19 protein-coding genes and 1 riboswitch are annotated in these 22,085 nt (G+C 62.7%); of the genes, 8 read left to right on the top strand and 11 right to left on the bottom strand.

Going from position 1 to position 22,085, the window contains the following annotated elements:
• Positions 1-3: 3 nt before the first annotated feature.
• On the bottom strand, positions 4-531 hold the full coding sequence (gene cobU / locus ATC00_RS23370) for a bifunctional adenosylcobinamide kinase/adenosylcobinamide-phosphate guanylyltransferase (RefSeq protein ID WP_037386335.1): 528 nt from the start codon (positions 529-531) through the stop codon (positions 4-6).
• Between the two features lie 133 nt (positions 532-664).
• Positions 665-1,061, bottom strand: a riboswitch (cobalamin riboswitch).
• Positions 1,062-1,296: 235 nt separating this feature from the next.
• Here cobU and ATC00_RS23365 point away from each other — a divergent pair.
• Positions 1,297-2,307, top strand: coding sequence for a FecR family protein (locus ATC00_RS23365; protein ID WP_037386339.1), 1,011 nt, complete (start codon positions 1,297-1,299; stop codon positions 2,305-2,307).
• A 53-nt stretch (positions 2,308-2,360) separates the two neighbouring features.
• On the opposite strand, the gene ATC00_RS23360 is transcribed toward ATC00_RS23365, so the two are convergent.
• A complete protein-coding gene (locus tag ATC00_RS23360) occupies positions 2,361-4,529 on the bottom strand; it encodes a CHASE2 domain-containing protein (RefSeq protein ID WP_064254670.1) in 2,169 nt (722 codons plus the stop codon).
• A gap of 152 nt (positions 4,530-4,681) precedes the next feature.
• Positions 4,682-6,136: a cobyric acid synthase gene (locus ATC00_RS23355; protein WP_064254594.1), complete on the bottom strand. Its 1,455-nt coding sequence runs from the start codon at positions 6,134-6,136 to the stop codon at positions 4,682-4,684.
• Positions 6,137-6,380: 244 nt separating this feature from the next.
• On the opposite strand from ATC00_RS23355, the gene ATC00_RS33070 reads away from it, so the two are divergent.
• From ATC00_RS33070 to ATC00_RS23345, 3 genes are all read left to right on the top strand, one after another.
• A complete protein-coding gene (locus tag ATC00_RS33070) occupies positions 6,381-6,524 on the top strand; it encodes a hypothetical protein (RefSeq protein ID WP_153045277.1) in 144 nt (47 codons plus the stop codon).
• A gap of 415 nt (positions 6,525-6,939) precedes the next feature.
• On the top strand, positions 6,940-7,938 hold the full coding sequence (locus ATC00_RS23350; RefSeq protein WP_064254593.1) for a glycine betaine ABC transporter substrate-binding protein: 999 nt from the start codon (positions 6,940-6,942) through the stop codon (positions 7,936-7,938).
• 293 nt (positions 7,939-8,231) lie between these two features.
• Positions 8,232-9,278 (top strand): quaternary amine ABC transporter ATP-binding protein, encoded by a 1,047-nt coding sequence (locus tag ATC00_RS23345; protein WP_064254592.1) that lies wholly within the window; start codon positions 8,232-8,234, stop codon positions 9,276-9,278.
• Between the two features lie 53 nt (positions 9,279-9,331).
• Here ATC00_RS23345 and ATC00_RS23340 read toward each other — a convergent pair whose 3' ends face one another.
• Positions 9,332-9,742 carry a tautomerase family protein gene (locus ATC00_RS23340; RefSeq protein ID WP_064254591.1) on the bottom strand — a complete coding sequence of 137 codons (411 nt, stop codon included), beginning with the start codon at positions 9,740-9,742 and terminating at the stop codon, positions 9,332-9,334.
• Between the two features lie 109 nt (positions 9,743-9,851).
• Between ATC00_RS23340 and ATC00_RS23335 the strand changes: the two genes are divergently transcribed.
• Both ATC00_RS23335 and bmt read left to right on the top strand, forming a co-directional pair.
• Complete coding sequence (locus ATC00_RS23335; RefSeq protein ID WP_064254590.1) at positions 9,852-10,715, top strand: LysR substrate-binding domain-containing protein; 864 nt, start codon at positions 9,852-9,854, stop codon at positions 10,713-10,715.
• Positions 10,716-10,825: 110 nt separating this feature from the next.
• The gene (bmt, locus tag ATC00_RS23330; protein ID WP_064254589.1) at positions 10,826-11,842 is read left to right on the top strand and encodes a betaine--homocysteine S-methyltransferase; all 1,017 of its coding nucleotides are present in this window, start codon (positions 10,826-10,828) and stop codon (positions 11,840-11,842) included.
• Positions 11,843-11,922: 80 nt separating this feature from the next.
• On the opposite strand, the gene ATC00_RS23325 is transcribed toward bmt, so the two are convergent.
• The gene (locus ATC00_RS23325) at positions 11,923-13,896 is read right to left on the bottom strand and encodes an acyltransferase family protein (protein ID WP_268801748.1); all 1,974 of its coding nucleotides are present in this window, start codon (positions 13,894-13,896) and stop codon (positions 11,923-11,925) included.
• Between the two features lie 255 nt (positions 13,897-14,151).
• Between ATC00_RS23325 and ATC00_RS23320 the strand changes: the two genes are divergently transcribed.
• Entirely contained in the window at positions 14,152-14,496 is a 345-nt protein-coding gene (locus tag ATC00_RS23320; RefSeq protein ID WP_037386359.1) for a hypothetical protein, read from the top strand.
• A gap of 210 nt (positions 14,497-14,706) precedes the next feature.
• On the opposite strand, the gene ATC00_RS23315 is transcribed toward ATC00_RS23320, so the two are convergent.
• The 5 genes from ATC00_RS23315 to ATC00_RS23295 form a co-directional block, all read right to left on the bottom strand.
• The gene (locus ATC00_RS23315; RefSeq protein ID WP_064254588.1) at positions 14,707-16,710 is read right to left on the bottom strand and encodes a vWA domain-containing protein; all 2,004 of its coding nucleotides are present in this window, start codon (positions 16,708-16,710) and stop codon (positions 14,707-14,709) included.
• Positions 16,710-17,237, bottom strand: coding sequence for an RNA polymerase sigma factor (locus tag ATC00_RS23310; protein ID WP_064254587.1), 528 nt, complete (start codon positions 17,235-17,237; stop codon positions 16,710-16,712). Before ATC00_RS23310 ends, ATC00_RS23315 begins: the two co-directional genes overlap by 1 nt.
• A gap of 103 nt (positions 17,238-17,340) precedes the next feature.
• Positions 17,341-18,093 (bottom strand): phosphodiester glycosidase family protein, encoded by a 753-nt coding sequence (locus tag ATC00_RS23305; protein WP_064254586.1) that lies wholly within the window; start codon positions 18,091-18,093, stop codon positions 17,341-17,343.
• Positions 18,094-18,191: 98 nt separating this feature from the next.
• Positions 18,192-18,890 carry a 4Fe-4S dicluster domain-containing protein gene (locus ATC00_RS23300; RefSeq protein ID WP_064254585.1) on the bottom strand — a complete coding sequence of 233 codons (699 nt, stop codon included), beginning with the start codon at positions 18,888-18,890 and terminating at the stop codon, positions 18,192-18,194.
• 107 nt (positions 18,891-18,997) lie between these two features.
• Positions 18,998-20,572 carry a trimethylamine methyltransferase family protein gene (locus ATC00_RS23295; protein ID WP_064254584.1) on the bottom strand — a complete coding sequence of 525 codons (1,575 nt, stop codon included), beginning with the start codon at positions 20,570-20,572 and terminating at the stop codon, positions 18,998-19,000.
• A 519-nt stretch (positions 20,573-21,091) separates the two neighbouring features.
• Between ATC00_RS23295 and ATC00_RS23290 the strand changes: the two genes are divergently transcribed.
• On the top strand, positions 21,092-21,790 hold the full coding sequence (locus tag ATC00_RS23290; protein WP_037386375.1) for a corrinoid protein: 699 nt from the start codon (positions 21,092-21,094) through the stop codon (positions 21,788-21,790).
• A 107-nt stretch (positions 21,791-21,897) separates the two neighbouring features.
• On the opposite strand, the gene ATC00_RS23285 is transcribed toward ATC00_RS23290, so the two are convergent.
• On the bottom strand, positions 21,898-22,056 hold the full coding sequence (locus ATC00_RS23285; protein ID WP_037386377.1) for an entericidin domain-containing protein: 159 nt from the start codon (positions 22,054-22,056) through the stop codon (positions 21,898-21,900).
• Positions 22,057-22,085: the final 29 nt, after the last annotated feature.

Raw genomic sequence — 22,085 nt, 5'->3', positions numbered from 1 at the left:
GAATCAACCCTTCATTTTCAGCGGCAACCCGGCCGCGGCGAAATAGACTTCGGCGGATTTCTCCGCGACGATTTGATGGAGGCGGCCGGCATGGTCGCGGAAGTCTCGCGCCATGCGGTTCTCCGGCACGATGCCGAGACCGACCTCATTGGAGACGATGATGACGCGCGCCTGCATGGCAGGCAGCAAGCCGGCAAGTGCCGCAAACTCCGCCGGCATGTCACGCTCTTCCATCATTAGGTTCGTCACCCACAGCGTGAGACAGTCGACAAGAATTACGCGCTCCGGTGCATCTAGTCGACGAAGCAGACCGCAGAGATCGAGCGGTTCTTCATGCGTCTCCCAGCCCTTGCCCTGCCGCGCGGCCCGGTGGCGGGCGATACGATCGCGCATTTCCTCATCATAGGCGCGGCCGGTCGCGACATAGTGCATCCTGAGCCCCGAGGCTTCGGCGAGCTTTTCCGCAAAACTGGATTTTCCGGAGCGCGCGCCGCCGAGCACAAAGACCGGACCGACATTGAGGAATGTCATCCGACCAGATCCCATGCCAGGAAACCGGTAGGATCAAAGCAACGATAGCAAGCGGACGCGTGACGGGCACGCGCAGAAGACGATAAATGAGCCACGACAACCTCCGTGCTGGCATTGGGGAGGACTCCCCCGGGCGATGCCCTGATGGACGGCAGGTCTCCTGGCTCTCGGCGTCACGGGCAAGCGCTGCGCACGCGGTGCGCATCGCTATTGGGCCCGAACGGGTCCGCCTCGCCTTCCCGGCGTTTGCTGGCTCGTGAAGGCGGACGATTCGTAGAAGAAGAGGCGTCCAGCCCGGCTGCTCACGATGCCACGCCAGTGGCTTTTCCGGCATACCCTCCGAAATCCGCGAAAACCGCCCCATGCAGTTTCACCGGAAGAGGTGCGGCATGTCCGATGGCGAACCCTGACCGTTCTACAGTCGCGGGGTCGGCTGCGATAAGGGCGCCCGGTGTGGGTCCGCCCGTCACATTCCCATTTACTCTCCCGCGCCGCTTCGGTGCGGGGGAACCATCCAATGCGTTAATTATGAAGCGGATGCGGCAAAGTCAATCGACGGTCTGCGACGCGAGGTCGGCAAGTTGCGGCAGCGCGAGGCGCGTCGCCAACTCGGCGCCTTTCTCATAATCCGAACGGGTAGGCAGACGCCCGTCCCCAGCGCGTGATAAAACGGGCATTCGAACCCGAGGCGGCTCCGATACTTCGCCACGGTGTTCGATCATGTCCACGGCACTGAAATTGTCAGTTCAGCCTGGAGGGGGTGCGATGGCATATCTGCGTCGTGCCGCATTTGTCGCGCTAAGTGTCGCGCTTTACGGCTCCATGCCAAGCAAGGCCGCCGAACCGATTGGTCAGGCGATCCGGATCAGGACTGAGGTCAGCGGGGCGAGCGGACCACTGGTGGTCAAGGACCCCGTCCACCGCGACGAGCGGATTCGGACATCCAGATCCGGCCTTGGCCAGTTCGTCTTCCGAGATGGAAGCAAGCTTGCCGTCGGTGCCGGCTCGTCGGTCGTCATCGACAAATTCGTCTTCGACGACTCGAGATCGGTGCAGAAGCTGACTGTCGCGGCAGCGAAGGGTACGTTTCGCTGGATCAGCGGCAACTCGGGGCACTCGGCCTACCAGATCCTGACACCGGCCGGAACCATCGGCGTTCGAGGCACGGTCTTCGACTTTTACGTCGGCGGCGACGGCACGACGGCAGTAGTGCTCCTGAGCGGCGCTGCCGAATTTTGCGGCCGAGGCGGCTGTCAACAGCTGACGCGGCGCTGCGACTGCGTGGTCGCCCGTCCCAATGGCGATATGACCGATACGCGACGGGTCGACCGAAGCATCCTCAGGACACTCGGCAACCAGCAGGCCTTGCCGTTCCTCTCCGGCAGGCAGCAGCTGTCGCCCGGATGGAGCGGCACCGGCTGCGGCCTTTCAGCTGAGATCCAGATCCGTCCTGATCGGGTCCGGCCACTCGTCGCACCGCCCGAACCGGCTCGGCCTGTCGAGACGCCGCCCCAACCCAAGCCTCCCAAACCCGATAAGCCACCCAAACCCGACAAGCCTCACAAACCGGACAAACCCCACAAACCGGACAAGCCCCACAAACCAGACAAGCCCCACAAACCAGACAAGCCCCACAAACCAGACAAGCCGGGCAAGCCGGACAAACACGACAAGAGCTGGCACGATAAGCCGAACAAGTTCGACAGGTCGGACAGGCCGCGCAACCGTGATTACTCGCACGACCGGAGCAAGGCCCGTTCGTTCGGACGACGGTGACTATAATTGAAGTTCCGAAAAGCGGCACCTTTTGCAGTGGTCGGCGACGCACTCTACTCGCCAACCGCATCCTTCGCCGTCGGCTCACCAATGAAATGATCGCCGCGCCGCGAAATCCGCCGATAGAACTCCGACAAGCCCGGCGTCAGCGCGGACGCCTTGAGCTTTGCCACGCCCAGCATGCGCCGGCTCTCGGGGGAGCGTGCGCGCAATGCGTCGACCAGCTGCCGGTGAACTTCGAGCAGCTCGGCGAATTCATCCGACTCGGCCAGCCGCTCGTCGCCAACGACTCCAAAGAGTCTCGTTCGGGTGCTCTTGCCTTTGAGCCCCAACGCTCCGGCCTCCAGCAGGGCGCAGCCGCCAGCCAAATTTGCCGTCGCCTCCGACACGAGGATGTCGTAGCCGATCTCCTTGCAGGCGGATTCGATGCGCGCCGCCACATTGACCGTGTCCCCGACCGCCGAATAGTTGAAATGCGTCTCGGCGCCCATGTTGCCGACGCAGGCAAGGCCGGTGTGGATTCCAATGCCGATGGCCACGCTTTGCCCCGCCCCGAAACCGAAGGCATCCGTGTCATTGAGACGAGCAAGCGTTTCCCGCATCGCCAAAGCCGCGCGAACGGCCCTGCGAGGATGATCTCTGACATCGACGGGGGCGTTCCAGAAGGCCATGATCGAGTCACCTATGAACTTGTCGAGTGTGCCCTCGTTTTCGATGACATGGCGGCTCAACGCATCGAGAAGCGTATTCAGGAACCCTACGACCTCGGTCGGCGCCAGGCGCTCGCTGATCTCGGTGAAGTTGCGCACGTCGACGAACATGATCGTCAGTTCCCGATCGTCTCCCCCGAGGCGCAGGGCGTTCTGCGTGTGCTCGACGCGGTAAAGCAGCGACGGCGACAGATATTGGCCGAAGGCGCGCCTGACAACGCGGCGTTCCCGGTCGGTCACCAGGAAGCGGTAGGCCGTAGCGGCGAAATGCGTGACCGATCCGGAAAAGATCGGAGCAAGCGGGTCGAAGAGCAGTCCCGCATAGAGAAAGGCGGTCCAAGAAGCCGCGAGAGCCAAGCTGGTGATCAGCAGCCCGCAGGCGAGCGCCACGCCGGGGCTGACGAAGGTCGTCACCATGACGAGGAGGGTGCCGGCAATGGCGATCGACAGTATCTCAAGCCCTTCGGCCCAGTCCGGACGGGAGAGGAAGCGACCCGACAGGATCTGCTCGACGGCCTGGGCATGCAGCGAGACGCCCGGGACGTTATGGCCGAGAGCCGTAGTGCGGATGTCGAGCAAACCGGCAGCCGACGTGCCGACGAAGACGATGCTGCCTTCGACCGCAGCCCTGACATCCTGGGGAGCACCCGATGCGGCAAGCACGCGGCCGGCCGACACATATCTTTCCGCCCGGTCCTCACTGACATAGAGCCATAGCTCGCCGGCCGCCGTGACCGGCACCGCGAAATCGCCGATCTTGATCCGGGTTAGGGTATCGGGCACGTCCGTCGCACCGGCCAGCAGGTAGGTGGAAGCGCCCTGTGCGACACGCAGCGCCTCGAGCGCCAGATTCGGATAGAGCTGCTCGCCATCGCTCAGAAGCAGCGGCACCGCCCGCACGACCGCTGACGGGCTGTCGGGATTGAGGCTGATATGCCCGATGCCGGCTGCATTGGCCTCGAGCTCCGGCCGGAGCGGCGTTGCGGCTGTTAGGCGCGGCGGCGCTCCGAAGGGGCTCTCGCCGGTGAAGGCGAAGCCGGCCTTCACCGGCGGCCGATAATTTCCCTCTCTCGAAAGGCCGAAGCCCAGCACCACCGGCTTGCCGGCAATCGCCTCCGCAAAGATCTCGTCATTGTCCGGCAGCCGCTCCAGCAAAGCCGGCTCGATCCCCCTCACGTCGCGCAGAACGGTGCGCGGCGACAATCGATCGGGCTCGGCGAACAGAATGTCGAAGGCGATCACGGCGGCGCCCATTTCCGAAAGCCTGTCGACCAAGGCAGCCAATCGATCCCTTGGCCAAGGCCACTGGCCGAACTCCCGGAGCGACGCCTCATCGATATCGACGACCCGCACGGGCAGGTTTTCGAAAGGCCGCGGCGCCAGGCGCTGGTATTCGTCAAAGGTGATTTCGCGGGCGAATCTCAGCAGTTGTGGATCGCTTGCCCGCAGCATCGTCAGAGCCGCGACAATCACCAATCCGATAAGGACGCCGACCAGCTGGGCGCGTGTCATGACCGCCGACCTTTGTGCCGGGCGGCGGCAAGACTTGTACTTTTCGGAAAAAAGGTCTGCCGCCTCGCCCGCCATGCTGCATCCTTCGCAGCGGCCATGCAATATCGACCAAAGAGGGCTGGACTGCGTGTCGCCCGCCGGCGGCGTAGCAGCTACCCGAGCAAGCCGTTGAGCCAGGCGCGGTCGAGCACGCCTTCGAGCTCGGAGGCAATCTCGTCGAGTGCGCTGTCGACCGACTGACGATAGTTGGCGCCTCCGCCTTCGATTCCCAGGCTCTTCAGCAGTGCAGCGCGATAGGCGTCGCTACCGAAGAGGCCATGCAGATAGGTTCCCATGACGCGCCCGTCCGGCGAGACCGCGCCATCGGGGCGACCGTCGATCGTCACAGGCGCTCGTTGGCAATCTGCCCCGATTGTCTTGCCGAGATGGATCTCATAGCCGTCGAGCGCCACGCCATGCTCCAGCGACCAGGCGCGGCTGTTGCGCACGGTCTTTTCCGGCGCCATTTCGGTTTCGACGGAAAGCAGCCCGAGCCCGGCGATCTCGCCGCCGCTTCCCTCGATGCCGAGCGGATCGGTGACGCGGAGGCCCAGCATCTGATAGCCGCCGCAGATGCCGATCACCCGACCGGCGCGGCGGACGTGGCGCTCCAGGTCACGGTCCCAGCCCTGCGCGCGAAAGTCCTTCAGATCCGAGATCGTCGATTTCGAACCGGGGATGACGACAAGCCTCGCATCCTCCGGAAGCGGCATGCCCGGCCGGATGAAGACGAGTTCGACCTCCGGTTCTGCCGCAAGCGGATCGAGATCGTCGAAATTGGCGATGCGCGACAGGACGGGCACGGCGACCTTCAAGGCCTTGCCGCCGCCGCGCGCCAGCTTCTCGAGAACGACCGAATCCTCGGCCGGCAGCCGCCCGGCGCTTTTCAGCCAGGGCACGACACCGAAACAAGGCCATCCGGTAAAGCGGTCGACAGCGGCGATGCCATCGTCGAAAAGCGTGACGTCGCCGCGAAACTTGTTGATGAGATAGCCGGTGACCATCCGCCGGTCTTCCTCCGGCAGGATTGCATGGGTGCCGACCAGCGATGCGATGACACCGCCGCGATCGATGTCGCCGACGAGAACGACCGGAACATTGGCGCGCGTGGCGAAACCCATATTGGCGATGTCGCCGGCCCGGAGGTTTATCTCGGCCGGCGAACCGGCGCCCTCGACGACGACGAGATCCGCGCCGGCCGAGATATGCTCGAAACTCTCCATCACGGCGCCGAGCAGCTTCGGCTTCAGCGCCTGATATTCCCTTCCCTTGGCCTGCCCCGCGACCTTGCCCTGCAGAATGATCTGGCTGCCGACATCGGATTGCGGCTTCAGGAGCACCGGATTCATGTGCACCGACGAGGGTACGCGCGCGGCGAGCGACTGCAGCCACTGCGCCCGGCCGATTTCGCCACCGTCATCGGAGACGGCCGCATTGTTCGACATGTTCTGCGGCTTGAAGGGCCTCACCTTCAGGCCGCGATTGGCGGCAAGCCGGCAGAGGCCTGCCACCATTACCGATTTTCCGACATCCGAGCCGGTCCCCTGGAGCATGATCGCGCGTGTCATGCGGTCTCCGTAGCATCGAAACCCTTTGCCGCAAAGCCCTGTCTCGACGTCATTTCACCGCACTTGCGGCAGCGGCGATCCCGGCCTCTGTCATCCGCTCATCAAGCTTGCGACGAACTTTGGACCTCTGGCCAAAATGCGACATGCGATGCCGAGTTTGGCATCGGGAAATACCCGCCGCACGCCTATATCGCCGCCATCGCAACAACCGGGAACAGACCGGACTCCCAAGGCAGGAAAAACAATGCTGTTCATCTTCAGCAAACCGAACTTCGTTCAGATCGCCTGGAACTCACAGGCGCCGCGCAGCCAGTCCCGCGTACGCAATTTGCCGGCCGACGCGCCATTCGGCCCGCTCGGCTTCATCCGCACGTCCAACGTCGGATAATCGGCTTATCGGGCTCTGACTTTTGTCGACATTCTGCGTCCCTGCAAGAATCGCATGCTGATCGCGTCCGTCGCCCGGACGCGCCTCCTGCCCCGCAAAGCGTCGAGCTTGCCAGGGAGGCAGGTCCGGTACGCAACACCTGAACCGGACCTGCGGCAGTCGCCCGCCGCAGCAAACAATTAGCCTGACATTCTTACCGGATGGTTAGTGAGAGCTTAACCAAACATGAATTCGCACTTTTTTCGAGTTCTTCGCGCGATCCTCCGTTGAAAGAGCAGCCGGCGCGGCAGCGCCTTACTTAACAGCAGTGCCTCGAACGGCAATCCATTCCAGATCATTTGAAGAGGTTGATTTCTCTTCGAAAACACCTAGGCTGATAGGTCGTGGGCCGCGTAAGGGCGGGAGGCCTGGGAACATGACGAAACTGCTCGCAATCACGTTTGCCGCTGCTGGCATCTGTGTCCTGGCCGCACCGACGCGGGCCGCCGAGTGCGGCGAGATCAGCATTGCCGAAATGAATTGGGCTTCGGCAGGCATCGCCGCCCATGTTGACAGCCTTATTCTCGAGAACGGCTATGGCTGCACCGTCTCTCTGGTCGCCGGTGACACGATGCGGACCTTCGCATCGATGAACGAGAAGGCCGAGCCCGACATGGCACCGGAGTTGTGGATCCATTCCGTGCGCACGCAGCTCGAAACGGCCGTCAAGGAAGGCCGCCTTATACAGGGTGCGCCTATTCTGAGCGAAGGCGGCGTCGAAGGCTGGTGGATTCCAAGATTCCTCGCCAATGCCCATCCGGAAATCAAGACCGTTCAGGACGCCCTGAAGCAGCCGGATCTGTTCCCCGCGCCTGACGATCCTTCAAAGGGAGCGATCCACAGTTGCCCCTCCGGCTGGAACTGTCGGATCTCGACGACCAATCTCTACAAGGCACTCGGTGCGGAGAAGGCGGGCTTCAAGCTTGTCGGCCCCGCTTCGGCAGCCGAACTTGACGGTTCCATAGCGGAAGCCTTCGAGAAGAAGACGGGCTGGCTCGGCTATTATTGGGCGCCGACGGCGATCCTCGGCAAATATGAGATGATCCGGCTCTCCTTCGGTGTCGACCACGACAGGGCGGAATGGGACTCCTGCTCGGCCGTGCCGAACTGCCCAAGTCCGAAGGTCAACTCCTATCCGGTCTCGGACGTGTTTACCGTGGTGACGAACTCCTTTTCCGAAAAGGCAGGCGTCGCCATGGATTACGTGAATGCCCGCGGATGGGACAATGCCACAGTCAACAAGATCCTCGCCTGGATGGATCAGAACCGCGCGACCAATGAGGACGCTGCACGGTATTTTCTCGAGCACTTTCCAGACATATGGGCAAAATGGGTGAGCCCGGACGTCGCAGAAAAAGTGAAGGCGGCGCTTTGAGGCTGTCCTTGCTGTGGACCGAGACTGGACCTCTTGCACTCGGTCGCGCTGCGGATCGAATGTTCGCGACGAAGCGGCTGCACGCCGCGTCGCAAACAGCACAGCAGCGAACCTGTTCCGCTGTCACATTGCTCAAGGGGAACCTGGAAGCGGTTGCGCCCGTGCACGCGCCCAAAGAAGCGCAACGGCGGAACGCGGCTCCAGCGGTGTTGCATTGATCGGCAGCGCCATCATTTCGATCGTGCCAGCCAAGCCTTCGGTAGGTGGCTGCAAAAGCATTCGGAGGTTAGTTCATGGCTAGTCGCGCAATCGAGGTGAAGAACCTCTACAAGATCTTCGGCCCGCGCGGGCACGAATATATCGATCCCGTCAAGAACGGCATGAGCAAGGCCGAACTCAACGAGAAATATGGCCATGTCCTCGGCTTGCAGGACATCAACATCCCGATGCCCGGCGGCTGCATTACGGTCGTGATGGGCCTTTCCGGCTCAGGAAAATCGACGCTCATCCGCCACATCAACCGGCTGATCGACCCGACCGCCGGCGAAGTGCTCTACGACGGCGTCGACGTCTGCAAGATGAACCAGAACGACCTTCGCCAGTTCCGTCGCCACAAGACGGCGATGGTGTTCCAGAAGTTCGCGCTGCTCCCGCACCGCACCGTGCTCGAAAATACCGTTTACGGCCTGGAGATCCAGGGCATCGATCAGCGCGAGAGCGAGAAGCGGGCGCTTGGCTGGATCGACCGCGTCGGCCTCAAGGGCTTCGAGAAGCACTATCCGAACCAGCTTTCGGGCGGCATGCAGCAGCGCGTCGGCCTGGCCCGGGCGCTGACCAATGACGCCGAGATCCTGCTGATGGACGAGGCCTACTCGGCGCTCGACCCGCTGATCCGCGTGGACATGCAGACGGTGCTCCTCGAACTGCAGAAGGAATTGAAGAAGACCGTGGTGTTCATCACGCACGACCTCGACGAGGCGCTGCGGCTCGGCGACAAGATCGCCATCCTGCGCGACGGCCGTGTGGTGCAGCAGGGAACCGGCCAGGAAATCGTGCTTGCGCCGGCGGACGATTACATCACCGCCTTCGTCAAGGAGGTGAACCGCGGCCGGGTCGTGCATGTCGCGACGATCATGCGGCCGCTCTCCGGCAATCCGGAGGGCCTCGCAATCGCGGCAGACGCGGTCCTCGAGGCGGCCGCCCGTACGATGACGAGTGCGCATATCAACACCGCCCACGTCGTCGACGCCCACGGCCGCCCCATCGGGGCCATCGACCTGCAGACAATAATCAGCGCCATGGTGACGCCGACAAGTTACGGCGACCGCGAGGCGGCATAAGAATCCTTCACGGGTTTAGAGGGGCGACCGAGGCGGTTGCCCCTTTCCCACTTCTACGCGGCCGGCTGCAATTTGCCGCTGATGAAGCGAAACTCCTGCGTCTTGCCGCCAAAGCCGTAAGCTGCAGCCGCTACCTCGTGAACAAGCACGTAGCTTTCGGGGTGAACCGTTCCGAGCAAGCTCTCGAACCCGGCATAAACCGCCTCGATATAGCTGGCGAGTTCCTGTTTCGTATTGGTTCCATCGACAACCTTGATGTCGAGCCAGAAACTCGCGGTCTCCTGTGAGGCAATCGACCTTCCACCGGCAAACCAGTGTTGCGGATCGATATAGCTGATCGTAACGGCCGTGACGGTCGGATCCTTGCGCAGGTGCAGGCGCGTCAATTCGGTCATGGACGCCGCGATTTGCGCGGAAAGGCTGGGGTTCGCCGGGGCCGCAACGGCGATGCTGATGATCGGCATGAGAGTTCCTTTCTCGTGTGAATAATGAGGTGACGAAATCAAGCCTGGCATCATCATTGCATCAATAAAATCGAATTGTTTGGCATCGACAATTCTGTATTATTGAAGCATGAGAATGATCGATCCGGAGCTTCTGCGTACTTTTCTCGCCTTTGCCGAGGGCGGCTCGCTCGCCCGGGCGGCGGATGTCGTCAGCCGCTCGCCTTCTGCCGTGACGGCACAGATGCAGCGGCTGGAAGAGCTGGTGGGCGAAGCTCTTCTCGCGCCGGCCGGGCGCGGGCGCTCCCTGACACCTGTGGGCGAGGAGTTCGTGGGTCATGCCCGCCGCATCCTCGACGCCCATCGCGAGGCGTGGTTGAGCCTCAAGGGTGCTCGGGCCGACGGCCGCGTGACACTTGGCAGCACCCAGGATTTCGCCGACACCACGCTTCCGGATCTGCTCGGCCGCTTCGCCCGATCGCATCCGCGGGTTCGCCTCGACCTTCGGATCGGCCGCACGAAGGAACTGACGGCCGCATACGAGCAAGGCCAGATCGACATCGTCCTGGCGATGCGGCAAGGGCCTTCGGCGGACGAACTGGTTACCTTGCGCGATCCGATGATCTGGTTGTGTGCCGAGAGGGGCCTGACTTTGCCCGACGCCGATCTCCCCGTAGCTGTACTCGACCCACCCTGCGGCTTCCGCGCTGCCGCGATTGCCGCGCTCGAGGCGATCAACCGCCCCTTCCGCTTGGCCGCAACCAGTCCGAGCCTTTCGGGTCTGCGGGCCGCGGTCCTCAGCGGCATCGCAGTGACGGCGCGCACGGGTCGTTTCCTGGGCACGGGGATAACGGCCGTGCCGAAGCACCTCGATCTGCCGCCGCTGCCCGACGCGGAATTCAGCCTGCGCCTGCGCCCCAACGCAGGGCCCGCCCCGACCGACCTCGCCCGTCTCCTGGCGGATGAACTGCCGCGGCTCTCGGCAGGCGCGTAGTCGCGGCAGGCCAGCGCGAGGTTCGATACACATTTAGCTTGCTTCCTCATGCGCAAGCACATAAAGATATGTTTATATCTTGCTACAAGCCATTCAGCCGGGAAACGCCGATGCCCATCGCAGCCAACGCCCTCTCCGACCTCCTCGCCCAGAAGGGCGTTCTGCTTGCCGACGGCGCGACCGGGACGTCGCTCTTCGCCATGGGTCTCGAGGCCGGCGAAGCGCCGGAACTCTGGAACGAGACCAAGCCTGAAAACATCACCAAGCTGCATCAGGATTTCGTCGACGCCGGCGCCGACATCATCCTGACCAATTCCTTCGGCGGCACGCGCCACCGGCTGAAGCTCCACCAGGCGGAAGACCGGGTTCATGCGCTCAACAAGCGCGCCGCCGAGATTGCCCGTGCCGTCGCCGACAAGGCGCCGCGCAAGGTCATCACCGCCGGCTCCGTCGGCCCGACCGGCGAGTTGCTGGTGCCGCTCGGCGCCCTCTCCTATGAGGACGCGGTCGCAGCCTTTGTCGAGCAGATCGAGGGCCTCAAGGCCGGCGGCGCGGAAGTCGCTTGGATCGAGACGATGTCGTCGCCGGACGAGATCCGGGCGGCAGCCGAGGCTGCCAGCAAGGTCGGCCTCCCCTTCGTCTATACCGGCTCCTTCGATACCGCCGGCAAGACGATGATGGGCCTGCATCCGAAGGACCTCCACACGGTTGCGGCGGGCATCGGCGAAGGCCCGGTCGCGGTCGGCGCCAATTGCGGCGTCGGCGCATCCGACATTCTGTCCTCGCTCCTCGACATGACCGCCGCCAATCCCGAGGGCACCGTCGTCGTCAAGGGCAATTGCGGCATTCCCGAGTTCCGCGGATCGGAGATCCACTATTCCGGCACGCCGCCGCTGATGGCCGAATATGCGCGCCTGGCCGTCGATGCCGGCGCCAAGATCATCGGCGGCTGCTGCGGCACGTCCTGCAATCACCTCGCCGCCATGCGCCTTGCGCTCGACAACCACACCAGGGGCGAGCGCCCGACGCTCGAGGTCATCGTCGAAAAGATCGGCCCCCTGCGCAACAAGACGGCCAATGAGGGCGCAGCGGCACCGGCCCGCGAACGGAGAAGCCGCCGCGCGTAGCCTGCCCCGTCTTCAGAGCGTAACTCTTCTCGTCGGGGCGATAGCGGCCCCTCGTCGCGGGTTTTCGCCTGACCGATGGATCACAGGGCCGCCGATGGGAGCGAAGGTTGCGCCGGTGCGATCTGTGCGGATACTGGATCGCGCTTCGCTGCATCGACAAAGGAGCGGTAGAAGTTGAGCGCGCGGCCCATCTGTCGCGATCCTTGCGCGGAGAAATGCCCATGGTCCTCAAAAAGCTCTACGCCCTGATCCTCGACCTTGCAGGCATCCGCATCGCAAAGGTAATTCATGAAGCTAACCACGGGATACTCGTCGGCGATATCGGCGAGGACATTTAGTATGTCCTTGTCATGAACGCGAACATTCTTGAGCGGCAACTCGCAGCGCTCAATCGGTTGTTCCAAGAGCCTTGCCCGCGCCACGCAAAGGCCGGTGTCGCGGCCGTCATGTGGCGTCGGCGCGACGAACACGGCCTCAAAACCATTTGCCTTCAGCCAAGCAAGCGTCGAGCGCAGGCTGGCCGTGAGTGTCTTCACCTCGGTCGGAACTTCGCGCTTTCCTTCGACGAGCACCATCTCTTCCGTCAGATACTGGCTGAGCTGCGATGACAGGACGACGTAGCGGATCGACTTGTTCGCTAGCAGGAAACGCCGGACATCATCATTATGTTGGGCGCATTCCTTCGGCCAGCTCCCGCCAAGCCGCGGGGCGATCGGGGCTAGGTCGAGAAACGGCCCGCAATTGTTCTTGGTAAGTTGTAGCAACCGGACGTCATGCTTCGAGGCAATGATGCCATCGACCAGATGTCGGGCAAAGGAATCGCCCCAAACAGCCATTTCCGGTGTGTGGCTTGTAGCGCATTTGAGATCGACCACCGCGTCGCACCGCTTGCCGAGGCCGATACTCGATCCGGTCAGCCGCGCCAAGTCCGGTTTTTGCGCAACCATGCCGTCCGTCCCATCAAGGCCAAGGCCCAAAAGGATTGCGACAGCGCCAGAGGCGATCGTGGAACTGAAGACGGCGCGCCGGCCTAAACGCGCGCTCTTGCGGAACGGCTGCTCGACATAGCGCCAGCTGAAAAAGGCGAGTACGAAGCAAAGCGCGATCAGCAGCAAATAACCGAGACGTGGAATCTCGTCGATCCAACGCAAGCGCGCGAAGGCGAAGACCGGCTGATGCCACAGATAGAGACTGTAGCTTAGAAGTCCGATTGCCACCAAGGGCCGCCACGAAAGCAGTTTGCCCACGATCGTGTCTCCGTGTGCAAAGGCAAGCACCAGAGTGGTTCCCAGCACCACCGGCAGCGTCGTCCAGCCGGGGTAGTAAGCCGTTCCTTGAAGGAGGATGTAACTGGCGGCGATGGCGAAAAGACCGAGCGCTGCCAGGATCTCACGCAGTCGTTGGGGAAAATCGAATTGCCTCTCATTGGCAATCGCCAACATTGCACCAATGCCGAGCTCCCAAAAGCGGCTCGGCAGCAGGTAGAAATTTGCGGCCGGATCGATGCGGGCAAGAATCTGCGTGGCTCCAAAGCTGAGGATCACGCCAGTCGCCAGAAGCGTCATCACCGTAGCCACCGAGTAGCGGCGAAGTGCGAATAGAAGCAGGGGCAACGCAATGTAAAACTGCTCCTCAACGGCCAGTGACCAGGTGTGCAGAAGGGGCATCAAGTCCGTGTTGGGCGCGAAATACCCGGTCTGATCCCAGAACAGGAAATTCGACCCGAGAAGACTCACCGCATAGAGGCTCTTGCCGAAATTGTTGAGCTCCTGGGGCAGCATCCAAAGAGCGGCAAAGACGGTCGAAACGGTGCAGATGAAGAGCAAGGCTGGCGCAAGGCGCCTCGCGCGGCGTTCGTAGAATCCGACAATGTTGAAGCTACCGTCGCGAGTTTCGCGATGAATGATCGCCGTGATCAGATAACCACTGATGACGAAGAAAACGTCTACGCCAGCAAACCCGCCCCCGATGAAGCCAAAACCAGCATGGAAGAGAAGCACGGGCATGACCGCGAGCGCGCGCAGTCCATCGATTTCGGGTCTGTATTGTAGCAACGGTGGAGCACCTCGTTCAGAGCTTGCCGGTTAACATGGCCCTGCCGAAGCCGCCACTGCGCGGTCGGGTATATCCACATTGGTGTGATTTCTATGGCACGGCCGACTTGATAAGCGGATTAGGCTGACGCAGCCGCTGTCCGCGCGCTCCACTGGTAGAGGTTCGGGAACTCGGCAAAGACGGCCGCAAGCTATCAATTGCAGATGGAGCGCGAGTCGCCTATCCGAGGATGTGCGACCAACGAAGATAAATCCATGAGCACGCCAGCCGCCTTTCCCGACCGGGACACGACCGCCGCCAAGCTTTCGAGCTTCGGCGAAGCGGAACAGGCTTTCGTCAAGCTGCTGATGGAAAATCCGGAACAGGATGAAAATCTGATGGAGGGGCTGCACCACCACCTCGACCTTGCCGCCGAAGCGCGGTTCCTGAATACGCTGAAACTCGAAAGAGTCGGAGAATGGCTCGGTAACGAGGCGCCGCCGCGTCTTCAGATGCGCCTGATGGAGGTGGCGCGCTCCAGCCAGCATGCGGCCTATCAGGCGTTCCGGAGCGGGCTGATCAAATCCGGTGGATTGCAGCGCGCGTTTCCAAAGGCGTGACGAGGAAGAGCGTCAGGCGGGCAGCATCTGCGAAATTCCAGGCTGTCGTATACCGTGCTGCCAGCCACTCCTGACGGTTCTCAGCGCGTCAGGAGTTGCCCGCCCTACAGCGCCGCGCGTCTTATCAGACGCGCGGCGCTGTAGGGCTTTGAATTGCTGCATTCTTTGCCCTTAAATCGAGGTCGATTTAAGGAGACATGCAGTAGGCAGCTACTGCTTTGCGCCCGAAAGCCCTTTCGCCAACCGCACCAAATTGACGAACTCGCCGCGGTAGCCGAACGGATCCGTGCCCTTGGCGGCGGCGGCGAGATCGGCGATCGCCGCATAGGAATAGTCGGCAAGGGCAGAACTTCCGGCAAGCTTCTGGCCAAACGCCGCGACAGCGACGGAAAAGCGGACATCAGCCGACGCCTCGGCGAGGCTCGGTACCGCGTTTGCCTCAGTGACCGGCGTGGTGATCAGCTCGCTCCTGTCGCCGTCCGGCTTCTTGTAGCGGATTTTCAAGAAAGCGAGTTCGCCGGAATGCGCCGCTGCCCGCTTCTCGACTGTCGCATAGCGCAGGTCATCGTTGAGCACGGCCGGACTGCCCTTGGGCGTCACTTCGTAGATCGCCGTCACGCTGTGGCCGGAGCCGATGTCGCCTGCGTCGACCCTGTCGTTGTTGAAATCCTCGCGCTTCAGCGCCCGCGTCTCATAGCCGATCAGCCGGTACTCGGCGATCGCCGCCGGGTTGAACTCGACCTGCAGCTTCACATCCTTGGCGATCGGGAAGAGCGACGACCCAGCCTCCTCGACCAGCGTTTTCTGCGCCTCGGCCAGCGTGTCGATGTAGGCAGCAACGCCGTTGCCGTTCTGGGCAATCGTCTGCATCAGCGCATCGTTGTAATTGCCGCGACCGAAGCCGAGGACGGAGAGAAAGATGCCGCTTTTGCGCTTCGCTTCGACCACGCGCTTCAATTCCTCGTCGCTCGAAGGACCGACATTGAAGTCGCCGTCGGTCGCCAGGAGGATGCGATTGACGCCGTTCTGAACGAAGGCCTTCTCCGCCAGCCGATAGGCGGCGTCGATGCCCGCAGCACCGGCCGTCGAACCGCCCGCTTGCAGCGTGTCGATCGCCGCCAGCACCTTTGCCTTGTCCTTGACTGCCGTGGGCTCCAGCACCGTACCGGCATTGCCGGCATAGGTGACGATCGACACTGTATCGTCCGGTCTCAGCCGGTCGACCAGCAGCCGGAAGGCATTCTTGAGAAGCGGCAGCTTGTCCGGTTCATCCATTGAGCCGGAGACGTCGATCAGCAAGACGAGATTGGCTCTCGGCGCCTCCTGCTGCACCACCTCATACCCCTTGATCGCCACATGCATCAGCCGTGTTGCTGCGTTCCATGGCGACGGCGTCACCGTGACCGTGGCCTTGAACGGCTCCGCAGCCGCCGTCGGACGGGGCCAGTCATAGGGGAAATAATTGATCATCTCCTCGACGCGGACGGCATCGTGGCTCGGCATCTCGCCTGCCATCAGCGATCGGCGGACGAAGGCGTAAGAGGCGGTATCGACATCGACGGAGAAGGTCGAGACCGGTTCGGTCGCAACGCTTTTTACTGGATTGGCATCGGAGTTGCCGAAGCGCTCGCGGTTTTCTATCGGCGGCGGAAGGATATCGCCTGGCACGGCCGGCGCCGGCATGAGTGCGGCGCGGCCACGCGCGGCAAAGCCCACCGTCCCGCCTTCGGCAGCGGGCGCTGCGGCCGTATCGGCCGTCTGGCTTGCCGTTGCCTCAGTTTCGGCGGCCGCCGGAGACACTTCGCTGAGGGCGGAGCCGGACGCTTCCCGCTTCGCAGGGGCAAGCGCCCCCTCTTCGATGGTCGCTGGCGCAGCCGATTTCGGCTGCGGGCGCGGTACCGGCTTGGCCGCCACCTGCACCTCCGCGTCACGTGATAAACCGCTGCGAACCAGTTCCAGCGTCAGGAAGGCGGCGGTCGGGACGACGATCAGTGTCGCCAAGGCCGATCCGGCAAGAAATTTCCGGTTCATGATGGGGCTCCATATCCGGTTGAGGATGGAGCTTTGACGCGCGGGCCTTGTCGAACCTTGGGCAGGCGACGAAATTTCCGCCGCGTCATAGGCCTGCATGGCGGCAGCAAGCGCCCGCGCCCGTCCCTCGTCCCTCGGCTTCGGCGGCGTCCGTCCGGAGAGCATCTCGAGTTCGTCGGTCATTACACAGCCTCCTTGCCGAGCAGCGTCCGCAAGCGCTTCCGGGCCTCATGGACATGCCAGGAGATGGTCGCTTCCGAGCAGCCGAGCACGTCGGCGGCTGCCGCATGGCTCAGACCCTCGGCATAAACGAGCAGCACGGCATCGCATTGCTTTTCCGGCAGTGCCCGCACCGCCGCCCACAACGCCTCCCGCCGCTCCTCGTCATCGCCGGCGGACATGGCGGACAGTGCCGGATCGGATGCATAGGCCTGCATCTTCCGCTCGTCGCGCGCCCGCCGGCGCCGGTGATCACGGGCCGCATTCAGCGTCAATGCATAGAGCCAGGTGCGGAACCGGCTGGTGCCGCGGAAGCCGCGAATCGCCGAGCCAAGCCTTATGCAGACCTCCTGGGCAATATCCTCCGCATCGGCCTCATTGCCCGACCACCGCCAGGCGACCGCATGGACGAAGTCATAGTGGCGCTCGATCAATCGGCCAAAGGCCTCGCGATCGCCGCTCACCGCCCGTTCAACGAGTTCCGCGTCCAAATCCCTGCCCGCCCAATCCCTGCCCGCTCTGTCCTATTTCAAGCTTAGACGGTCGCCGACCGCCATTCCTTGGGTGGAGCCGACAAATTCTTTTGCGGTGCGCTCAATGCGGAAACCTCGCGACGACGGCGATGATTGGCCCGAGCGGAAACAGCCGGTCGTGGCGGTTGATCTCCGGCGCATAAAGGCTCGAAATCGTGCCGTCGAGGAACAGCGCGTTGGGGCAGTCAAGCGCGTCCCGGAACAGCGTCGCGAAATTGTGGAAGCGCACCGGCCGCTTCGAGACCGCGAAAACCACCTGGCCTTCCGTCGTCACACCGACGCCGTTGCGGGTTTTGAAACTGTCGCTGTCCGGCAGGAAGCGCGGGTGAAGCTTGCCGTCGATCACCAGCATCGGCCCGGATTGCGTGGCAAAGCGCGGTGTGATGCCGGCGTCGCGGTAAGCCTCTGCCGCCATAACGCTCGCCTTGCGGTCCGTCACGTAGAAGACGCCGTTCGGCAGCAGGTGGAAATTGCCCCAACCCGGATTGGTGTTGAGCGGCGTCTGTTCGATGCCATCTTCGACATGCAAGCCGACGGGCGACAAATCCTCGTGATACATGCCGCCGTTCATGGCGAAGACCAGATATTCGTCGCGATGGCGCAACTCGAGCGATAGGGCCTTGAAGGATTTGAACGGTACGCCCGCCTGGTCCCTGTTGTAGAGGCGAATGTCGCTAGCCGCCGGATCGAAGCCGCAGGCGATGTAGTCCTCGCCGAGATGATTCACGTTGCGGCAGGCGGCGAACGCTGGGGCCGCGAGACCCATGGAGAGAATGGCGGCGCCGGCGAGAACAGATTTGGGAAACAGCGGCATGGATCCAAAACACAAGTGGAATCGTGACGCGAAGCATCGCATGGATTGCGGCGGATTGATGCCGGAGTTCCGCTCGACCTGCCTGCCACACGCGCGATCTACAGGCTCAGCGCTGCCATATGAAAACGCAGTTGCTCTATCGGATAGCGGTGATCTCGGCCGACCGGGCAGGCATCGCGGGAGAGGCAGCCGTGCCCAAGGCAGGCCTTTGCTCCCGTCCTCAGATGGGCGCGACATCGTCCCGCATCGAACACACCGAACGCCAAGGCGGAAGACGGACAGGCGGAAATGCAGGGCTTCTCGGCGCAGACATCGCATGGATGGCCGGCCGCCACCTCGCTTGTTGACGGCAAGGGCCGATCAAATCCGAGTGCGCCGCGATAGCCGTGCCAGAGGCCATAATGCGGGTGGATGAGGATGCCGAGGGGCGATGATTTCAGCCCTTCGGCATCCATTGCCCATCGCTGGAAGGGCTGCCAGGGCGGATCGGATGGAAAATAGGCCGTGGCGCCGAGCCGCTCCGCGACAGGTCGGATCACCTGCTTCGACCAATTGTCGAGCGGATCGCTGCCGCCGTGATCCGGCTCGCCTGCGCGCCAGCGGCTGAACGGCTCCCAGAGCGAGCTGCCGATATTACCGACGAGCAGGACGCTCGCGGCAGGCTCCCCGCCCTTTAGCTGCGGCGCCGCCTCACCCGACGCAAAATTCACAGTGCCGCGCAAAAAAAGACCGTGCGGCTCGAGAGCCGCACGGAGCGTTTGAAGAAGACTGTCGTCACAAGCGGAGGCCGCCGTCATTTCGGTTTCGGCCCCTGGGTTTCGTAATGCGGGCGCCAGACCTCCTTCTGGATCATGTCGGCCACCTGCGCCGCGCCGCCTTGCTCCCTGGCTCGCTCGGGAGCCCTTCAGGTGAAGGCGTCCGGCATCGAATCCTTGCGCTTGGCGATAAACTCCTTGAGCGCATCGTCGATCGCCGGGTCGAGATAGGGTGCCTCGTAATGTTCAAGCCACGACCGGGCGAGCGCATTGGCGCGCTGCTCGATCCGCTTTTCGCCTTCGATTTCCCACTGTTCGAAGGAATTGTTGTCGGCGAGCGGCGAGCGGTAGAAGGCCGTCTGGAAGTTGGCCTGGGTATGGGAGCAGCCGAGATAGTGGCTGCCCGGGCCGACTTCGCGGATCGCGTCAAGCGCCTGGGCGTTTTCGGAAAGGTCCACGCCCTCGGCCATCTTCTGCATCATGCCGAGCTGGTCCTGGTCGATCATGAACTTCTCGTAGGACGAGACGAGACCACCTTCCAGCCAGCCAGCCGCATGCAGCACGAAGTTGGTGCCGGCGAGCAGCGTCATGTTGATTGTGTTCGCCGATTCGTGTGCCGCCTGAGCATCCGGAACCTTGGAGCCGCAGAGCGAGCCGCCGGTACGGAACGGCAGGCCGAGGCGGCGGGCGAGCTGCGCCGCGCCGTAGGAGACGAGCGACGGCTCCGGCGTCCCGAAGGTCGGCGCGCCCGACTGCATCGAGATCGAGGCGGCGAAGGTGCCGAACAGCACCGGCGCGCCCTTGCGGATGAGCTGGGTGAACGAGGCACCCGCGAGCACTTCGGCCAGAATCTGCGTGAGTGTGCCGGCGACGGTCACCGGGCTCATCGCACCGGAGAGGATGAACGGCGAAAGCACGCAAGCCTGGTTGTGGCGCGCATAGACCTTGAGCGCGCCCACCATGGTCTCGTCGAAGACCATCGGCGAGTTGGCGTTGATGAGGTTCAGCGTCACCGTGTTCTTCTCGACGAAGTCGTCGCCGAAAACGATCTTCGCCATGGCGATCGTGTCTTCGGCGCGCTCGGGCGCGGTGACCGAGCCCATGAACGGTTTGTCGGAATATTTGATATGGCTGTAGACCATATCAAGGTGGCGCTTGTTGACCGGGATGTCGACCGGCTCGCAGACCGTGCCACCCGACGAATGGACGGACGGGGCCATGTAGGCAAGCTTCACGAAATTGCGGAAATCCTCGATTGTCGCATAGCGGCGGTTGCCGTCGAGATCGCGGACGAAGGGCGGGCCGTAGACCGGTGCGAAAACCGTCGCCTTGCCGCCGATATGGGCGTTGCGCTCCGGATTGCGCGCGTGCCAGGTGAAGTTCGACGGCGCGGTCTTCAGAAGCTCGCGGCAAAGGCCCTTCGGGAAATGGACGCGCTCGCCGCGCACATCAGCTCCCGCCGCCTTCCAGAGCTCCAACGCTTCCGGATCGTCACGGAATTCGATGCCGATCTCTTCTAGAACGGTATCGGCATTGCGCTCGATGAGCTGCAGCCCCTCCTCGTCGAGAACTTCGTACTCGCGAATCTTGCGCTGAATATAAGGCAGAGACGGTCCCGGACCGCCGCCGGTGCGGGAGGCCCGGCGTGCTGCCGCCCCACGTCCCTCGCCACGCGCGCGGCGTCCGCCGCCTTCGATCGCGCCTTGTTCTGTAACGTCGCTCATTCGCTCATTCCTCTCCCGCCAGGTCTCCGCACGGAGGACGCTGCAATATTTCGGTAGGTGGGCGCATAGTCCTTTCCGCCGGTCGAATCCAGTAGCGGCACCATGCGCCCGGCATGGATTTGGCCTAATGCTACCAAGCCGCCGGATCGGTACGGGTCTCAATGCGCCAACAGGTGGCGCAACTTAGACACTCGGCCGGCCCCGTCCACACGGTCCGTTGGTGCCGCCTGAAACCGTGGCTGTGTGCCGGCAATTCCCTAAACACTTGCTCAGTTGCCTAAACTAACACCTTGAACCGTTGCATAATTTTACCGAGCGGCGGATTCCGCATCGGTGAATTATGCGATACGACTGGCATGACAAACGTTGGGAAGCAACGCGTCGTCGTTTTTCACCATATGCGACGTCGCTTTCGAAAAGAGTTTTTTAGGCGCCGCCCGCTAAGGATGGGACAACGCGTCCGGAGTGTTATCGTGCCACCCCCGCGAAACGACTATGCCAGGAACCGAGGACCCTACTATGGCAGATGATGAAATCATTCTCGAGGACCTTTCCGACGAGGAACTCGTGCAGCAGATGCATGACGACCTTTATGACGGTCTCAAGGAGGAAATCGAGGATGGCACCCGCATCCTCCTCAAGCGCGGCTGGACGCCCTACGACATCCTGACCCAGGCGCTCGTCGAAGGCATGCGCATCGTCGGCATCGACTTCCGCGACGGCATTCTCTTCGTGCCGGAAGTTCTGCTTTCCGCAAACGCGATGAAGGCCGGCATGACGATCCTGCGGCCGCTGCTCGCCGAGACCGGCGCGCCGAAGCTCGGCAAGATGGTGATCGGCACCGTCAAGGGCGACATTCACGACATCGGCAAGAACCTCGTCGGCATGATGATGGAAGGTGCCGGCTTCGACGTGGTCGACCTCGGCATCAACAATCCGGTCGAGAACTATCTGGAAGCGCTCGAGCGCGAGCAGCCCGACATCCTCGGCATGTCGGCGCTGTTGACGACGACGATGCCCTACATGAAGGTTGTCATCGACACCATGAAGGAGAAGGGCCTGCGCGACGATTACGTCGTTCTCGTCGGCGGCGCGCCGCTGAACGAGGAATTCGGCAAGGCCGTTGGCGCCGACGCCTATTGCCGCGACGCGGCGGTCGCCGTCGAAACCGCCAAGGATTACATGAGACGCAAGCACAACCAGCTTGCCGCCGGCTGAGTCCGCCTGATGTAGAAGAAACGCCGGCTGTGCGGATGAAACCGACAGCCGGCGTCTTTGTTTATTATAAAGCGAGGCCGCTACGCCTCCTTACAGCCGCGTGGCGGTCAATTGGCCGCTCGGGCGACCCGGCGCCCGGCTCCCTCTGTGGCGTTCACGGTATTCGCAGTATCCTGCCCCATGCCGCGGATCGTATTGGCGCAGGAACTCAGGGTTGAGAGCGCTACCAGAAGAGCGCCGATCATCGCGATGGACTTTATTGTCATGACCGTGATTCCTTTGTGTTGATACAAGG

It is taken from the genome of Sinorhizobium americanum (assembly GCF_001651855.1).
GTDB lineage: Bacteria > Pseudomonadota > Alphaproteobacteria > Rhizobiales > Rhizobiaceae > Sinorhizobium > Sinorhizobium americanum.
This window is presented reverse-complemented; position numbering and strand designations above follow the sequence as displayed.

Excerpts from the sequence above, each read along its gene's own strand:
- ATC00_RS23350 (WP_064254593.1), top strand. The coding sequence starts at position 6,940 with ATGACGAAACTGCTCGCAATCACGTTTGCCGCTGCTGGCATCTGTGTC.
- bmt (WP_064254589.1), top strand. The coding sequence starts at position 10,826 with ATGCCCATCGCAGCCAACGCCCTCTCCGACCTCCTCGCCCAGAAGGGC.
- ATC00_RS23360 (WP_064254670.1), bottom strand. The coding sequence starts at position 4,529 with ATGACACGCGCCCAGCTGGTCGGCGTCCTTATCGGATTGGTGATTGTC.
- ATC00_RS23315 (WP_064254588.1), bottom strand. The coding sequence starts at position 16,710 with ATGACCGACGAACTCGAGATGCTCTCCGGACGGACGCCGCCGAAGCCG.
- cobU (WP_037386335.1), bottom strand. The coding sequence starts at position 531 with ATGACATTCCTCAATGTCGGTCCGGTCTTTGTGCTCGGCGGCGCGCGC.
- ATC00_RS23305 (WP_064254586.1), bottom strand. The coding sequence starts at position 18,093 with ATGCCGCTGTTTCCCAAATCTGTTCTCGCCGGCGCCGCCATTCTCTCC.
- ATC00_RS33070 (WP_153045277.1), top strand. The coding sequence starts at position 6,381 with ATGCTGTTCATCTTCAGCAAACCGAACTTCGTTCAGATCGCCTGGAAC.
- ATC00_RS23345 (WP_064254592.1), top strand. The coding sequence starts at position 8,232 with ATGGCTAGTCGCGCAATCGAGGTGAAGAACCTCTACAAGATCTTCGGC.
- ATC00_RS23335 (WP_064254590.1), top strand. The coding sequence starts at position 9,852 with ATGAGAATGATCGATCCGGAGCTTCTGCGTACTTTTCTCGCCTTTGCC.
- ATC00_RS23340 (WP_064254591.1), bottom strand. The coding sequence starts at position 9,742 with ATGCCGATCATCAGCATCGCCGTTGCGGCCCCGGCGAACCCCAGCCTT.
- ATC00_RS23300 (WP_064254585.1), bottom strand. The coding sequence starts at position 18,890 with ATGACGGCGGCCTCCGCTTGTGACGACAGTCTTCTTCAAACGCTCCGT.
- ATC00_RS23365 (WP_037386339.1), top strand. The coding sequence starts at position 1,297 with ATGGCATATCTGCGTCGTGCCGCATTTGTCGCGCTAAGTGTCGCGCTT.
- ATC00_RS23355 (WP_064254594.1), bottom strand. The coding sequence starts at position 6,136 with ATGACACGCGCGATCATGCTCCAGGGGACCGGCTCGGATGTCGGAAAA.
- ATC00_RS23295 (WP_064254584.1), bottom strand. The coding sequence starts at position 20,572 with ATGAGCGACGTTACAGAACAAGGCGCGATCGAAGGCGGCGGACGCCGC.
- ATC00_RS23285 (WP_037386377.1), bottom strand. The coding sequence starts at position 22,056 with ATGACAATAAAGTCCATCGCGATGATCGGCGCTCTTCTGGTAGCGCTC.
- ATC00_RS23320 (WP_037386359.1), top strand. The coding sequence starts at position 14,152 with ATGAGCACGCCAGCCGCCTTTCCCGACCGGGACACGACCGCCGCCAAG.
- ATC00_RS23290 (WP_037386375.1), top strand. The coding sequence starts at position 21,092 with ATGGCAGATGATGAAATCATTCTCGAGGACCTTTCCGACGAGGAACTC.